Below are 15,631 nucleotides of genomic sequence, written 5' to 3' on the forward strand. Positions count from 1 at the left end.
GCATGTATTAGGCACGCCGCCAGCGTTCATCCTGAGCCAGGATCAAACTCTCCAATAAAGTTTGTCTAGCATCATAAATAAAAATTGACGTTTCACGTTGTTTGTTTCGTTCAGTTTTCAAAGAACTCGTTTGTCGCTTCATTTGCGACTTCCTTATGTTAGCATCTCTTCTTTTTGATGTCAACTAAGTTTTTTATTTCTTTTCTTTTTTCGCTCTCTGCATATTTCGCATCAGCGACGTGTATTAATATATCATGCGTTTCTTATCCGGTCAACACTTTTTACGAAAAATTTCACATCCTATTATTTCTACTCAATAAAGCTAGGGAATAAATAAACAATATTGTTTCGATAAAAAATTCTAAATTTTATGTTATATTTATAATAGGAGTGTGATATGAGAATGGGGATTAAGTATTCAAACAAGATCAATAAAATTCGTACGTTTGCATTAAGTTTAGTCTTTATCGGACTATTGATCGCATACTTAGGGGTCTTTTTCCGAGAAAACATTATTATTATGACTACCTTTATGATGCTTGGTTTCTTAGCCGTTCTAGCTAGCACCTTTGTCTATTTTTGGATTGGAATGTTATCTACAAAAACTGTACAAATTGTTTGTCCTAGCTGTAACAAACCAACTAAAATGCTTGGGCGTGTAGATGTATGTATGCATTGTAATCAACCTTTAACTCTTGATCCAAACTTAGAAGGAAAAGAATTTGATGAGAAATATAATAAAAAACTATAAAGCACACAAATATTTAATAAATAAAGAAAGAGACTAACGTAATCGTTAGTCTCTTTCTTTATTTATTGCGCCTTATGACATTCTGGACATACACCATAAATCTCTAAGCGATGACTATTAATAACGAAGCCCGTTGTTTTTGCAGCTTCATCTTCAAGCTTTTCCAAACCTTCATAAGGAAAATCAACAATCTTACCACATTTCTCGCAAATCACATGATAATGTTGACTTGTAACATAATCAAATCTACTTGAAGCGTCTCCGTAAGTTAATTCCTTTACAAGTCCTACTTCTTTAAATACACGTAAATTATTATAAACAGTTGCAACACTCATATTTGGAAACTTACCTTCTAATGCTTTATAAATTTCATCCGCCGTTGGGTGTGTCATAGATTCCACAAGGTACTCTAAAATAGCATGACGCTGTGGAGTAATTCGTACACCCGTATTTTTTAGCATTTCTAGCGCTTCTTTTAATTCTTCTTTGACCACCGCCATGCACCCCGATTCTATACGGATTATTATTTTATAATTCTTATAAAGAGTGTACTCCTTTTCTTATCAATCGTCAATATTTCTACTATAACTAGATGTTTTTTTATTTTTCATCTATCCTTATTTTTATGTATGCTTGACCCTTTTTTATACATATTCCATCGCAACAAAAGTCATCTGTTTATTTCAAATATAACAAAGCATAGAAAAAAGTGCGATATAATCGCACTTGGAATACTATCATCTGAAGAGGTATGCCCTACCCTTTTAATGTATGAAGGATATTGAAAAATGTATAGACATATGCCGGATAGGAAGCACTTCTTTCTTATTTTACAAAGTTTCCTCCTAGATGCTAAATAGAAACAAGGTAAACAGCAGGAAATACAATTGCTAACAGGAAACGCTATCCCACTATACGTTTCTCGTATAGAAAAGATATATTTACGCCTGCTTTTTTATACTTTCTAATACTTCTTCGACATGTCCCTTTACTCTCACTTTACGCCATTCTTGTACAAGTTCACCATTTTTATTAATAAGGAAAGTCGAACGTTCAATTCCCATATACTCTTTACCAAAGTTTTTCTTTAATTTCCAAACCCCATATTGTTCTGCTATCTTATGATCTTCATCCACTAATAGTAAAAATGGTAATTCGTGTTTTTCAATAAATTTCACATGTCTATTAGCTGGATCCGGGCTTACTCCAAGAATGACAGTATCATTTTCTTGAAATACTCCATATGCATCTCGAAAATCACACGCTTCTGTTGTACACCCTGGTGTCATATCTTTTGGATAGAAATATAAAACAACATGTTTTCCTCTAAAATCAGATAACTTAATTTGTTCTCCATTGCTTGCTTCCAGAGTAAAGTCTGGTGCCATTTCTCCTACTGTGATCATACTTATCACTCCTTTTGCCTTCTACTATAACAAACATTTCCTTATTTTTCATTTTCTATTACAGTACGAACAACAAATGCAAAGGGTAATGTATATCCAATTAAAGCCTCTACAATCGCTATCCATCGTCCTATGCCAATCGGCGTAATATCTCCATAGCCAACCGACAATAAAGTTACTGCACTAAAATATAAACATGTTTCGACAAGCTGGAATGAATGAACAGTTAACTTTTCACCCTCTTCTCTTAGTACTGTAAACCCACTTTCTTCTAAAACAACATAACTTAATCCAAACGCAATAAGTACTGTTGTATAAATTAAAAATAATGAAGTTAAATTATACAAAGAAAAAAATCGTTTCGAATCAGCACATCTCCATACCAGTTGAATACTTCTTAAAACTGCAATTGCTGCAATTAAGAGAATAAGTCCCCATAACATGTCCTCCACCTCATTTTATATGTATGAGGACTGTATAGAATTTATCCGTCGAAACAAACAAGCCTTTCTAATTAATTTCCAGCTCCGCGATATCTTTTTACTCCTTGATTCCAAAGTGTTATTGCAATCGCAAAACAAACGATACCAACAATTGGTGTTGCAAATGCATAACTGTTCCACTCTGCTTTTTTAAGGAAATAGGCTGCCGGATAGACACCCACAAAAGCAAAAGGTAGTACGAACGTTAAAACAAAACGAATGACACGGTTATAAATATTTACAGGATATCTTCCATAATTTCCGATGTTATACATAAGTGGCATAATAGAACTTTTCGCATCTGACCAAAAACCAAGGCTTGCAAGGGTTACAAATATCCCTCCATATACAAGGGCACCACCTCCTACCATCAGAATGAAGAAAAAGAAGTCATACCAATGGAAAGAAAGTCGGAGTTCTGCTGCGGCATATCCCATCACAATCATTCCGGTCAGCGCTCCAATTAATGATTCCAATTCCATTCTTTCTAATATAACTTGAAATAAGCTATGAATTGGTCTCGTTAATACACGATCCATTTCTCCTTTAATAATATATCGTTCATTAAAATCCCATATATTAAAGAATGCGGAAAAAATGGCAAATGGAACTAAGAAAAATCCGTAAATAAAGATTACCTCTTCCCGACTCCACCCTTTTAATGCTTGCGTATGCCCGAAAACGACAAGGATGAAGATTAAATTAACAGCTTGTAATAACAAGTCCGAAAGTAATCCGACGATAAAGTCACCACGATACTCCAATTTTGTTTTTATATATTGGCTTGCATATTGTAAAAATAATCGCATATATAGCATCTCATCATCCCCCTTGTACAATTAGACGTTTTCTCGCCGTTTTCCACATCAGCACAATTGGAATAATAAGCATTACTGCCCAAATCATTTGAAAGAATAGCGCTTCATATAATTTATTTCCGCTTATTCCTTCAGAAAAAATCATACTTGGAATATAACTGATTGCTTGAAATGGTAAAAACACCATTGCCTTTTGGGCCCATAAAGGATAGAAACTAATCGGTAATAACAAACCAGAAAATAAATCAATCACAACTCGTTTCGCATACATAATTCCACTGTTATTAAACAAGAAAAAGGTAAGCATTCCCGTCATTAAGTTAATTTGTGTATTAATAATGAAACTAAATATTAAGGATAAAAAGAAATAGAACCACGTTTGAACATTCATTTTAATTTGTAATGAGAATAATAAAGTTACAATAATCATTCCTGGTATTGAAAAAAATGCAAAGCGAAATATCCCTTCTCCAAGCCCTTGCATGACTTTCATTCCTAAATAATTATATGGACGAATTAATTCTACTGCTACACGTCCTTCTTGAATTTCCATCGCAATTTCTCGATCGATATTATTAAAATAAAAAGCACGAGCCATCCAAGCAATCGCAATATAAGTCGTCATCTGCGAAATAGATAAACTTTCAATATTCTCTTTCCTACTATAAATAGCTTTCCATAAAAAGTAATACGCACCAATATTAATTGTATAAATTAAGATACCGCTATAATAATTTGTGCGATAAGCAAGCATCATTAAAAAACGAATGCGAATCATTTCCATGTACTTACCCATGAGTCATACCTTCTTCATAAATGTTACGAATCATTTCTTCTGTAGACACTTCATTAATTTTTAAATCTTTAATTTGAAAAGTTTGTACTACTTTTGAAATCAGCATAGAAATAATGACTTCTTCATTCGGTATTTTCGCAATCCATGTATGCTCATCTTTTGCTTTAGACCAAGCAACTTGACTGTCTGGCATAATCATTGCTAATTGTTGAGGTGAAACAGGAGAAACAAACTGAAAATGAATTTCCTTTTCTGCCCCCCATTGCGACCGTAAATTTTCTAAAGATCCATCATATATAATATTCCCTTCATCAAGCATAATAACGCGCTCACATAATGCCTCAATATCAGTAATATCATGCGTTGTTAATAAAATCGTTGTTTTGTAACGCTCATTCATCTCTTTTAAAAATTTGCGTATCTTCAATTTCACAAGAACATCTAAGCCAATTGTCGGTTCATCTAAAAATAATAACGGCGGATTATGAATTAAAGCTGCTGCTAATTCACAACGCATCCTTTGCCCAAGTGATAGTTTTCGCACTGGCTTATTTAATAACGGGCCAATATCTAATGTTTCAATCACATGTTCCATATGCTCTTTATACTGTGCATCTGATACACTATACACTTTTTTCAATAAGCGAAATGATTCTTGTACAGCGATATCCCACCAAAGCTGAGATCGTTGACCAAATACAACACCGATTGTTCTTACGAATTCCTCTCTCTGTTTGTGCGGATTCATTCCGTTTACTATAATTTCTCCAGATGTTGGAGTCAAAATTCCCGTTAACATTTTAATAGTCGTTGATTTACCAGCACCATTTTCACCAATATAACCAACCATTTCACCTCGCTTGACAGTAAACGAAACATCATTTACTGCTGGTACTATTTTATAATTACGATTTAATAAATCACGGAATGCACCTTTTAAGCCAGAACGACTGGAGTAAGCTGTAAATTCTTTTCGTAATCCTTTTACTTCAATTACTGATTTCATAATTAGCCCCCTTCCTAAATATCACAACGAATAGTTTACCCGAGCTAATATCCTTATCACAAATAATACGTCTTTCTAAAAAACATGTTAGAATAATACATAGATTTTTGTAAGGAGATGAATGATAGTGAATTTCACAAAATCAGAAGCATTACATAAGGAAGCTTTAGAACATATTGTTGGCGGTGTGAATAGTCCTTCTCGTTCTTTTAAAGCAGTTGGCGGTGGTTCTCCCGTTGCAATGGAACGTGGAAAAGGTGCTTACTTTTGGGATGTAGATGGCAATAAATACATCGATTATTTAGCAGCATACGGTCCCATTATTACAGGACATGCTCACCCACATGTAACAAAGGCAATTAAAACAGCTGCTGAAAATGGTGTTTTATACGGAACACCAACAGCATTAGAAGTAAAGTTTGCAAAAATGTTAAAAGAAGCAATGCCAGCTTTAGATAAAGTGCGTTTCGTAAACTCTGGTACAGAAGCTGTTATGACTACAATCCGTGTGGCTCGTGCTTATACTGGGCGCACAAAAATTATGAAATTCGCCGGTTGTTACCATGGGCATTCAGATTTAGTACTTGTTGCAGCTGGCTCTGGCCCTTCTACTCTTGGAACTCCTGATTCAGCTGGCGTGCCACAAAGTATTGCTGAAGAAGTGATTACCGTACCATTTAACAATGTCGAAACTTTAAAAGAAGCACTCGACAAATGGGGACATGAAGTTGCAGCGATTCTTGTTGAACCAATCGTTGGAAACTTTGGGATTGTAGAACCGAAACCTGGATTCCTTGAACAAGTAAACGAACTTGCTCATGCAGCTGGTGCCTTAGTAATCTATGATGAAGTTATCACCGCTTTCCGCTTTATGTACGGGGGGGCTCAAGACCTTCTTGGCGTAACACCAGACTTAACAGCTCTTGGTAAGATTATTGGTGGCGGACTACCAATTGGAGCATATGGCGGTAAAAAAGAAATTATGGAACAAGTCGCTCCGCTTGGCCCCGCTTATCAAGCAGGTACAATGGCAGGAAATCCAGCTTCTATGTCAGCAGGTATCGCATGCTTAGAAGTATTAAAGCAAGAAGGCGTATACGAAAAATTAGATAAGCTTGGAGCAATGCTTGAAAAAGGTATTTTAGAACAAGCGAAAAAACATAATATCAATATTACAGTAAACCGCTTAAAAGGAGCACTCACTGTTTACTTCACTACAAATACAATTGAAGATTATGATGGTGCGCAAAATACAGATGGAGAAATGTTCGGTAAATTCTTCAAACTTATGCTGAAAGAAGGAATTAATTTAGCTCCATCCAAATATGAAGCTTGGTTCTTAACAACAGAGCATACTGCAGAAGACATTGAATATACAATTGAAGCTGTCGGTAGAGCATTTGCTGCTTTAGCAAAATAATAAAGAAAAAGAAAAAAATAGAGACCTTTCTCTATTTTTTCTTTTTCCTATTTCATAAATCACACACAAATAGTATAATTATTCATAATTATCAGTTTTATTCCTTTTGCACATTCATTGTATACAAAGTCTTTTAATAATAATTAGTTAGATTACTTAGTTTTTTATAAAAAGAGGGGGGATTGACGGATGCTCAATACACAAAAGACATGGACACCGTCTTTATTTCGAGATTATAAAAACGCTGAACACGATGCGTGTGGAATCGTTTCCGTGATAGAAAAGCAAAGAATTCCTACAAAAGAAAACATCGACCTTTGTATACAATCACTTATTAAAATGAATCACCGTGCTGGTTTCATTAATGGTGAAGGAGATGGGATCGGCATTCACATTGATTTACCAAAAGAACTTTGGAAAGAAAAATTAAAAAATAGCGGATATAATCCAGCGATTGTGGAACATCCTCACTTTATCATTGGACATTTTTTTCTAGACAAAAAAGCAAATGTAAACCATTTAAAAAATGATGTACGTCAAAAATTAGAGCAAAACAATCTCACCATTATATTTGAGAATGATAATGCGGTAAACTCCGATGCACTCGGTCCTCTTGGGAAACAAGAAGAACCCGTATTTTGGCAAATTGCCATGATTGCAGAGAAAGACGCTATAAATATTGATCAAATGCTATTCTCTTTAACAATTGCGATTGAAGAGAAAAGGCAGGTTCACGTTTCCTCACTTAGTCAACATCATGTCGTTTATAAAGTGCTCGGAGCTGGTGATACACTTGTCGCTTACTATAATGACTTGCAACATCCGCTTATTGCATCAACAATGACATTAGGACATAACCGTTACTCCACGAATACATTATCTAATTTTTTTCGTGTACAACCGTTTAGTATTCTCGGACATAATGGTGAGATTAATACGATTGCTACACTACGTGATCAAGCCAAAATGATTGGTGTACCACTTACTGCTGGTGGCAGTGACTCTCAAGATTTAAACCGCACCTTAGAAACACTTCTCATTCATTACAACTACAGTTTATTCGAAGCAATGGACATCTTATTTCCACCGATTATAAATGAAATAAAATTATATGAAACACACTTACAAGATTTATATACGTATATACGTGAAGCGTGGGGACATTTTGCCCAAGGGCCAGCCGGTATCATTTCGCGTTATAAAGATGAAGCCGTCTTTAGTGTCGATTCCCTTGGTTTACGACCAGTTTGGAAAGTGGAAACGGAAACTTCTTTTATTTTTTCTTCAGAGCCAGGAATCATCTCACCAAATGAATATGTAGCAGAACCAAAACCTCTTGCACCTGGAGAAAAAATCGGATTACATTGGCAGGAAGACACCCTTGTTCTCTATGAATATGAAAAGTATCAAGAAGAAGTATTCAATCGTTTCAAACAGCGAATTGATGTGACAGACTACCATCTGAATGTAACCATTCCAGCTATAGAGAACATCAATGGACGATCTAATCGTAATCAAGTAGCAACCGAGGAATATGTTGCGTTTGGATGGAATCGTGAGCATATTCAGCTTCTTGAACAAATGGCTGCAAAAGGAGTTGAACCAATTCGCTCTCTCGGACACGATGCTCCTCTCGCTGCACTTGATACAGATAGACGTAACATCTCTGATTTTATAAAAGAAAGCGTAGCAGTTGTTACAAATCCAGCGATTGACCGCGATAGAGAGATTGAACATTTCTCTACACGTATCGTACTCGGAGAACGCCCAAGTTTATCACATACGTCTCATCATCCATTTGTGTTTGAACTTTTATCGCCAATTATATTAGAAGGGAATTTAGCTCAGTCTATAACGAATGATTTAGAAACTATCACATATGAGCAACTCCTTCAATTATTCGTCACTCATAGCACAATTTATAAACTGTCCATGACTTTTACATCATCAGAAACATTATACGATGCGCTGAATCGAATCAATGAAGAAGCAATTATGGCTGTCCGAAAAGGAGCTACTCTATTAATTTTAGATGATGCGAAAGCGCACAAAGATGGTCAACTATGGATGGATCCACATTTAATCACAGCTAGTATCCATCAGGCATTAATGGAAAAACAACTGAGAAGAAACTGCTCTCTTCTTGTTAGATCTGGTGCTCTTCGTTCCTTACACGATCTTGTGACGCTATATGGATTCGGTGCAGATGTTATTAATCCTTACTTCATGTTTGCAACTGTAAATGATGGTACAACATCACCGATTATTAATTTATATACAGCATTAAACAAAGGGATTGAAAAAGTAATTTCCACGATCGGGATTCATGAGCTACGAGGTTATGGTCGTCTCTTTTCTTCCATCGGATTACACGAAGAGATTGCAAATATACTGCAAATTACAAATTTCTTTGGGGCTAATCATTTAGCATTCTCCCTTACATCACTTGTAGAAGACGCGAAATCTAGAGCAATGGATTATAACAATCCAAAGGTAAAAATGCGAAAAACGTTCCATATATTCCCGCGCATTTGGAAAGCGATTGGCGATGTGGCAAAAGGAAACCAGTATGATGATTTTCGTGAAAAATTAACAGAGCTAGAAGAAAAAAATCCAATCGCAATCCGTCATCTTATTCAATTAAAAGAAGCAGAACAAGCCGTACCACCTGAACAAGTTTCTATTGCCATCAAAAATCATAACTTACCATTTATTATTAGCTCCATGTCTTTTGGATCTCAAAATGAAACTGCCTTCCGCGCTTATGCGGAAGCTGCCGAGCGTTTAAATATGATTAGCCTAAATGGTGAAGGCGGAGAAATTAAGGATATGATTGGTAAATATCCACATACACGCGGCCAACAAATTGCATCTGGACGTTTTGGTGTAAATGCCGAACTACTTAACTCATCCAATTTAATTGAAATCAAAATCGGGCAGGGAGCAAAACCTGGTGAAGGCGGGCATTTACCAGGTTCAAAAGTAACTTTAAAAATCGCTGAAGCACGAAACGCAACAATTGGCTCAGACCTTATTTCGCCTTCTAACAATCATGATATTTACTCCATTGAAGACTTAGCTCAAATGATTACTGAAATTAAAACAGCGAATCAATTTGCAAAAGTGGCTGTGAAAGTTCCTGTTGTTCCTAATATTGGAACGATTGCCGTTGGGATTGCCAAAGCCGGGGCTAATTTTATTAATATAAGTGGATTCGATGGCGGAACCGGAGCTGCACGTATTCATGCCCTGCAACATGTCGGCCTTCCTGTAGAAATCGGAGTAAAAGCTGCTCATAACGCCCTTCTTGAAGCAAATATGAGACATCAAGTAGAAATATGGGCAGATGGCGGTATTCGCAGTGTTAATGATGCGCTTAAAATTATGCTTTTAGGTGCCAATCGCATCGGTTTCGGTACTTTATCCATGATTGCAATTGGCTGCACAACTTGTCGCGGCTGTCATTTAGATACATGTCATGTAGGAATTGCAACACAAATTGAGTCAGAAGCACAAGCAAAAGAGCACGGTCTCCGCCGCTTTATCCCGCGTCAATTCGAACATGCTGTAGAAGGATTACTAAACTTATTTACTGCTTTTGGAGAGGAACTGAAACGATTAACAGGAATACTTGGTTATACGAATTTACAAGAAATTGTTGGACGTTCAGATTTATTAGAGCAAACTCGCGGTATAGATTTATTAGATTTACACAGTTTATTACACACATTAAATATCTCATCTTCCACTTCAATCCAGTCTATACAAAACGAACAACCTATTGTAATGAATGCGGTCCGTTCTAAAGAATTAGTGGGTGTTAGTGTGAATCAACGCGTAATGGGAGGCTTAGAATCCTGTTATCGCGTTCGTAGTAAGCTGTATGAAAATAATCCTCTTGAACCGCTCACTCTCAAGTATACAAATGGATCTATTCCAGGTAACGGCCTAGGAGCTTATAATAGTGAGAATTTATTTATTCACGTCAATGGTGGTGCTCAAGATGGTATTGGAAAAACATCATTTGGCGGTGGCATTTATATTACAAAATCAAAAGGAAAAGATGGTGTATATTACAACGGCTCTGTCGGAAAGTGCTTTGGATATGGTGCTCAAAAAGGGGCCTTATATGTCCAAGGGAATGCTGATGCACGTGCAGGAATTCGTCTTTCAGGAGCAGACATGGTTATTGGCGGCAGAATTACCAAACCACTTCGCTCGAAGGAAAACGGTAACTTAGGTTCCTATGCAAATATAAAAGGATTCGCCTTTGAATATATGACAAATGGTCGCGCTCTTGTTTTAGGAGATCCTGGTCCATGGATTTGTGCTGGCATGACAGGTGGAATTGTCTATTTACGTCATCAACCAGAATTCGGTTTAACAGAGCACGCTTTAAAAAGACGAATTCCCAAAGGGGCAAATGTCACATTACAACCGCTTAGCAATCATGGCAAATTAGACGTTACCCAATTATTAACAGACTATATTCGAGTATTAAATGAACATGAGCAATTTGAAGAAGTTGCTCTCTTAACACCGTTACTAGATGATATACAAAAACATTTTTATGAAATCATCCCGAAAAAAGAACAAGCAGATCCATCTGTTTCAACTGAATAATTTTATCCTTATAAGAATTGACTAAGTCAATCACGCATAGTAATCTATAATAACAAATTGAAACCTGCTGACATTCAGCGGGTTTTTTCACTAAGCATGATGGATTCAAAAAAAGAGAACAATGAAAAATCCTTCACTAGTCTTTTTACATGAATTTGATTTGAAATGTCACTAAAATATCACTTGCTAACATATTGTAATGAATGTATAGTATCATGTTGTACATTCACTATGACAAGAAGAAAGGATATCAATAAGGGTATGAAACTTGGTGCTCGCATTTTAAAAACGGGTATTGCCATTACATTAGCACTGTTTGCTAGTACTTTGCTCCATCTGCCAAGTCCAGTATTTGCAGGGATTTCAGCCATTTTTGCTGTACAACCATCTGTATACCGCTCATACTTGACAGCACTCGAGCAAATTCAAGCAAATATAATTGGTGCGGTCTTTGCCATCGCATTCGCTTTTGCTTTTGGAAATAATCCATTTATTATTGGATTAACTTGTATACTAGTTATCGCTCTTACATTACAATTACGTTTAGAAAAAACAATATCAATCGCTTTAGTTACAGTCATTGCTATTATGGAATATCAAGGGGAAAATTTCTTTGATTTTGCATTACTACGCTTTGCAACGATTATGACCGGAATTATTGCTGCTTCACTTGTGAATTTAATATTCATGCCGCCAAAATACGAAACGAAACTATATTATCGTATCGTTGATAATACAGAAGAAATTGTAAAATGGATTCGCATGAATAGTAGGCAAGCCTCAGATTTCACAACATTAAAAACTGATATTGATCGCATGAAAGAAAAGATGATTAAGCTCAATCATTATTACTTGCTTTATAAAGAAGAACGAAGCTATACAAAGAAAATACGATTTGCAAAAATTCGTAAGCTTGTTTTATTTAGACAAATGCTTGCAACGACGAGCCGTGCTTTAAGTACGTTAAAATCACTTCATCGCACTGAGAATGAGCTGCGCCATATGCCAGAGTCATTCCAAGAATCCATTCAAAATGAACTGGATTCCTTAACAAATTACCACGAGCAAGTTTTATTAAAATTTATCGGCAAAGCGAAAAAGCAACAATCGGTAGAAATGTTAGATGAAGTTGAAACAGGTAAACAAGAATTGATTGATATTTTTATGGATTATCAAAATAAAGATGATGAAGAATCTTATAAAATATGGCTGCATCTCTTTCCTCTTATTTCCTCCATTATTAATTATAGTGAGGAAGTGGAGCATTTGGACTTACTGGTAGACAGTTTTTACACCTATCACAAACCAGAAAATGAGTTACAAATTAGTGAAAAACAAGCCGATGAATAAGAAACAACCCCATTAGCGTAAAGGGGTTGTTTCTTCTATATGCTGAAGTTGATACAAATTATAATACAATCCACGCTTCTCCATGAGTTGCTCATGAGAACCTTTTTCCTTGATTTCTCCATTTTCAATATAAACGATTGTATCAACATGCGTAATTGTTGCGAGTCTATGAGCAATGATAATTGTTGTACGATCAGCAGCTAATGTTTGAAGAGCCTCTTGAATATATCTTTCATTTTCTAAATCCAAAGCTGAAGTTGCTTCATCTAATATAAGCAAGGATGGATTTTTTAAGAACACACGAGCAATCGCAATACGCTGCCTTTGTCCGCCAGATAATTTTACTCCTCGTTCCCCAACTATCGTATGATACCCATCTGGTAAAGCAAGAATAAAATCATGAATCTGCGCAGCTCTTGCAGCTGCAATTACCTCTTCATCCGTAGCATTTGGATTTCCATATAAAATATTTGCTCGAATTGTATCACTAAATAATAAATTATCTTGCAGTACAATCCCGATGTGGCTGCGTAAATTTCTCATTTCATACTCTTTTACGTTTACATCATCTATATAAACAGCACCGCTAGATACATCATAAAAACGCGGAATTAAACTCGCGATGGATGATTTTCCTCCTCCACTTGCTCCAACAAGCGCTACTTTTTCCCCAGGAGCAATGGTAAATGAAAGATGACGTAATACGTCTGCTTCTTTTTCATTATAACGAAACGAAACATCATCAAATACAACTTTTCCATCTAATTTTTTCGTTTGAATTGCATGATCGACATTTACAATATCATATTTTTCATCTAATAATTCGAAAACACGATCCATAGAAGCAAATGATTGTGTCAATGTTGTAGAAGAATTCACAAGACGTCGCAGCGGACTATATAAACTATCCATATAGCCAACAAAAGCAACCATCGTCCCGAGAGTGAGTTTCCCATGAATAACCTCATATGCTGCAAATACAATAACGAGCAATGGACCTAAATCTGTTAATGTATTCACCGCTGAGAATGTTTTAGCAGTCCAACTTGTATGATTCAATGCTTTTGTTAAAAAATTATTATTTCTTTTTTCAAACTGTCTCTGTTCATATTCTTCAAGCGCGAAACTACGTGTCACTTGCATACCTTGAATCCGCTCATGTAAATAACCTTGCATCGTTGCAAGTGCTTGCGAACGCACTCTCGTTAATTTCCGAAGACGACTGAAAAAATATTTTACTGCAACTGCATAGATTGGCAAAATAAATAACGCGACGAGCGTCAATTTTATATTCATAGAAAACATCACTACCACAGCAATTAAAATGGTAGCCATATCAAGCCAAACGTTCATCAATCCCGTAATAACAAAGTCTTTCGTCTGCTCTACATCATGAATTACACGTGAAATGACTTCACCTGTTTTCGTATTTGAATAATACCTTAAACTTAATCGTTGCAGATGATCAAAAATATGTTTCCGTAAATCATAAAGCACTGTATTACCAATACGTTGTGCAAAATATTGACGATAATATTCAATTGGCGGCCTTAACACTGCAAAAATGAAAAAAGTAATCCCAACTGCTGTTATTAATTGCGATGTTTTTTCTTGAAGTGATCCCCCGCCTTGAATAACATCATCAATAATATACTTTAATAACCATGGCATAATAAGCGGAATACCAAATTTAATTACGCCAATAATGATGGTAATTACAATAAGCCATCTATATGGTTTTACAAACTGTAAATACCTTTTTATTCCTTGCATATAACTTCCCCCTCAATAGGACAAACCTGCTAGGGTATTCCCTGCAGGTTTGTTTTAATCTCTATACATTAAATAGCGCTCATACCACATATCTACAAAGTCCGGTGCAAACGGTCCTTTTCGCTGATGAATCCACTTTCTTAAATATTCTACGTTCCTCTTTAAAATTGTATCAATGACAGGTGGATACTTCATCATTTTGCTATGTTTCTCATACTCATCCTCATCTAAAAGAGTATATGTCATATCTGGATATACTTTAATATCCAAATCATAATCAATATACTTTAACGCTTCAAGATCATATGCAAATGGGGAACTTAAATTACAATAGTAGTATACACCATCTTCTCGCAACATCCCAATTACATTAAACCAATAATTTGCATGAAAATAACAAATTGCTGGTTCACGAGTAATCCATGTTCGCCCATCTGATTCCGTAACAAGTGTCCGATCATTCGCACCAATCACTAAACTTTGTGTTCCTTTTAAAATGGTCGTCTCTTCCCACATTCTATGAATGGAGCCATTATGTTTATAACTATGTATTTGTACTTTTTCTCCTTCTTTGGGAAATCCCATGCGTGCTCCCTTCTTTCATTGCAAATGCCCCTCTTAAGTTGTTAAAACTTCTATTGAACCGCATTTACTTTTTTTCTATTATAACTTTTTTGTCGAAATTTTAAAACTAAGCCGTTAGCACTCGCCTAAAAAATCAGTCTCCTGCATAAGATACAAAAAAACCCTTCTTCAATTCATTACGGAAGGGCACGTAACTATATGATGAACATGTTTCTAATCCTTAATTAGAAATGATCCTTTCCCTTTTAAAAGAATGAATGACCTCATTTGTCTGCTTCTCAAATTTTTCATGTAACAACTTTAATGCTAACTCGGTTTTGGATATTTCTTGACGAATAAAATATAAGTCCTTTTGATCATACTTCTCTTGCTCATTCCTTTCAATTTGTTGGTATCTCTCTAAATGCGCTTGTAGTTTTAAAAGTTCGTCCATTATTTGCAACTGCTCTCCTACCAACTTATCAAATGAATTCATCAGCTACCCCCTTTATTTATGCATCCTAAATTTATACAAGATACATCGTCTACTACATATTTTTTCTCATTTGATGTATCGTTCTCCTTTGACTACATTTGTTGACTTATTAGAAGTTATGTCGCTATCTACTGTATGACTCATTC

At 35.7% G+C, this 15,631-nt stretch carries 14 protein-coding genes; 4 read left to right on the top strand and 10 right to left on the bottom strand.

Going from position 1 to position 15,631, the window contains the following annotated elements:
- Positions 1–7: 7 nt before the first annotated feature.
- Positions 8–142 (bottom strand): hypothetical protein, encoded by a 135-nt coding sequence (locus MR059_RS22520; RefSeq protein ID WP_420950785.1) that lies wholly within the window; start codon positions 140–142, stop codon positions 8–10.
- A gap of 261 nt (positions 143–403) precedes the next feature.
- Between MR059_RS22520 and MR059_RS19550 the strand changes: the two genes are divergently transcribed.
- Positions 404–751, top strand: a complete 348-nt coding sequence (locus tag MR059_RS19550) for a YgzB family protein (protein WP_242161949.1) — start codon at positions 404–406, stop codon at positions 749–751.
- Positions 752–813: 62 nt separating this feature from the next.
- Here MR059_RS19550 and perR read toward each other — a convergent pair whose 3' ends face one another.
- The 6 genes from perR to MR059_RS19580 form a co-directional block, all read right to left on the bottom strand.
- A complete protein-coding gene (gene perR / locus MR059_RS19555) occupies positions 814–1,245 on the bottom strand; it encodes a peroxide-responsive transcriptional repressor PerR (protein WP_011983570.1) in 432 nt (143 codons plus the stop codon).
- 447 nt (positions 1,246–1,692) lie between these two features.
- Positions 1,693–2,157, bottom strand: a complete 465-nt coding sequence (bcp, locus tag MR059_RS19560; RefSeq protein WP_242161950.1) for a thioredoxin-dependent thiol peroxidase — start codon at positions 2,155–2,157, stop codon at positions 1,693–1,695.
- A gap of 41 nt (positions 2,158–2,198) precedes the next feature.
- A complete protein-coding gene (locus tag MR059_RS19565) occupies positions 2,199–2,600 on the bottom strand; it encodes a potassium channel family protein (protein WP_011983568.1) in 402 nt (133 codons plus the stop codon).
- Between the two features lie 71 nt (positions 2,601–2,671).
- Positions 2,672–3,457 (bottom strand): ABC transporter permease, encoded by a 786-nt coding sequence (locus MR059_RS19570; RefSeq protein WP_011983567.1) that lies wholly within the window; start codon positions 3,455–3,457, stop codon positions 2,672–2,674.
- 4 nt (positions 3,458–3,461) lie between these two features.
- A complete protein-coding gene (locus MR059_RS19575; RefSeq protein WP_242161951.1) occupies positions 3,462–4,253 on the bottom strand; it encodes an ABC transporter permease in 792 nt (263 codons plus the stop codon).
- Positions 4,246–5,259, bottom strand: coding sequence for an ABC transporter ATP-binding protein (locus tag MR059_RS19580; RefSeq protein ID WP_011983565.1), 1,014 nt, complete (start codon positions 5,257–5,259; stop codon positions 4,246–4,248). Before MR059_RS19580 ends, MR059_RS19575 begins: the two co-directional genes overlap by 8 nt.
- Before the next feature lie 121 nt (positions 5,260–5,380).
- On the opposite strand from MR059_RS19580, the gene hemL reads away from it, so the two are divergent.
- The 3 genes from hemL to MR059_RS19595 all read left to right on the top strand — a co-directional run bounded on the left by hemL (position 5,381) and on the right by MR059_RS19595 (position 12,652).
- Complete coding sequence (gene hemL, locus MR059_RS19585) at positions 5,381–6,679, top strand: glutamate-1-semialdehyde-2,1-aminomutase (protein WP_087094435.1); 1,299 nt, start codon at positions 5,381–5,383, stop codon at positions 6,677–6,679.
- Positions 6,680–6,868: 189 nt separating this feature from the next.
- Positions 6,869–11,302, top strand: coding sequence for a glutamate synthase-related protein (locus tag MR059_RS19590; protein WP_242161952.1), 4,434 nt, complete (start codon positions 6,869–6,871; stop codon positions 11,300–11,302).
- Positions 11,303–11,563: 261 nt separating this feature from the next.
- Positions 11,564–12,652, top strand: a complete 1,089-nt coding sequence (locus tag MR059_RS19595; protein WP_041809420.1) for an aromatic acid exporter family protein — start codon at positions 11,564–11,566, stop codon at positions 12,650–12,652.
- A gap of 12 nt (positions 12,653–12,664) precedes the next feature.
- Here MR059_RS19595 and MR059_RS19600 read toward each other — a convergent pair whose 3' ends face one another.
- The 3 genes from MR059_RS19600 to MR059_RS19610 all read right to left on the bottom strand — a co-directional run bounded on the left by MR059_RS19600 (position 12,665) and on the right by MR059_RS19610 (position 15,485).
- Positions 12,665–14,425, bottom strand: a complete 1,761-nt coding sequence (locus tag MR059_RS19600; RefSeq protein ID WP_087094433.1) for an ABC transporter ATP-binding protein — start codon at positions 14,423–14,425, stop codon at positions 12,665–12,667.
- Between the two features lie 54 nt (positions 14,426–14,479).
- Positions 14,480–15,010 carry a nucleoside tri-diphosphate phosphatase gene (gene ntdP / locus MR059_RS19605; protein WP_011983560.1) on the bottom strand — a complete coding sequence of 177 codons (531 nt, stop codon included), beginning with the start codon at positions 15,008–15,010 and terminating at the stop codon, positions 14,480–14,482.
- Between the two features lie 220 nt (positions 15,011–15,230).
- Positions 15,231–15,485 (bottom strand): YgaB family protein, encoded by a 255-nt coding sequence (locus MR059_RS19610; protein ID WP_011983559.1) that lies wholly within the window; start codon positions 15,483–15,485, stop codon positions 15,231–15,233.
- Between the last annotated feature and the right edge of the window lie 146 nt (positions 15,486–15,631).

It is taken from the genome of Bacillus cereus group sp. BfR-BA-01522 (genome assembly GCF_022662635.1).
In the GTDB taxonomy this organism is placed as follows: domain Bacteria; phylum Bacillota; class Bacilli; order Bacillales; family Bacillaceae_G; genus Bacillus_A; species Bacillus_A cytotoxicus.

Excerpts from the sequence above, each read along its gene's own strand:
- MR059_RS22520 (WP_420950785.1), bottom strand. The coding sequence starts at position 142 with ATGAAGCGACAAACGAGTTCTTTGAAAACTGAACGAAACAAACAACGT.
- MR059_RS19550 (WP_242161949.1), top strand. The coding sequence starts at position 404 with ATGGGGATTAAGTATTCAAACAAGATCAATAAAATTCGTACGTTTGCA.
- bcp (WP_242161950.1), bottom strand. The coding sequence starts at position 2,157 with ATGATCACAGTAGGAGAAATGGCACCAGACTTTACTCTGGAAGCAAGC.
- MR059_RS19565 (WP_011983568.1), bottom strand. The coding sequence starts at position 2,600 with ATGTTATGGGGACTTATTCTCTTAATTGCAGCAATTGCAGTTTTAAGA.
- MR059_RS19570 (WP_011983567.1), bottom strand. The coding sequence starts at position 3,457 with ATGCTATATATGCGATTATTTTTACAATATGCAAGCCAATATATAAAA.
- MR059_RS19575 (WP_242161951.1), bottom strand. The coding sequence starts at position 4,253 with ATGGGTAAGTACATGGAAATGATTCGCATTCGTTTTTTAATGATGCTT.
- MR059_RS19580 (WP_011983565.1), bottom strand. The coding sequence starts at position 5,259 with ATGAAATCAGTAATTGAAGTAAAAGGATTACGAAAAGAATTTACAGCT.
- hemL (WP_087094435.1), top strand. The coding sequence starts at position 5,381 with ATGATAGTGAATTTCACAAAATCAGAAGCATTACATAAGGAAGCTTTA.
- MR059_RS19590 (WP_242161952.1), top strand. The coding sequence starts at position 6,869 with ATGCTCAATACACAAAAGACATGGACACCGTCTTTATTTCGAGATTAT.
- MR059_RS19595 (WP_041809420.1), top strand. The coding sequence starts at position 11,564 with ATGAAACTTGGTGCTCGCATTTTAAAAACGGGTATTGCCATTACATTA.
- MR059_RS19600 (WP_087094433.1), bottom strand. The coding sequence starts at position 14,425 with ATGCAAGGAATAAAAAGGTATTTACAGTTTGTAAAACCATATAGATGG.
- ntdP (WP_011983560.1), bottom strand. The coding sequence starts at position 15,010 with ATGGGATTTCCCAAAGAAGGAGAAAAAGTACAAATACATAGTTATAAA.
- MR059_RS19610 (WP_011983559.1), bottom strand. The coding sequence starts at position 15,485 with ATGAATTCATTTGATAAGTTGGTAGGAGAGCAGTTGCAAATAATGGAC.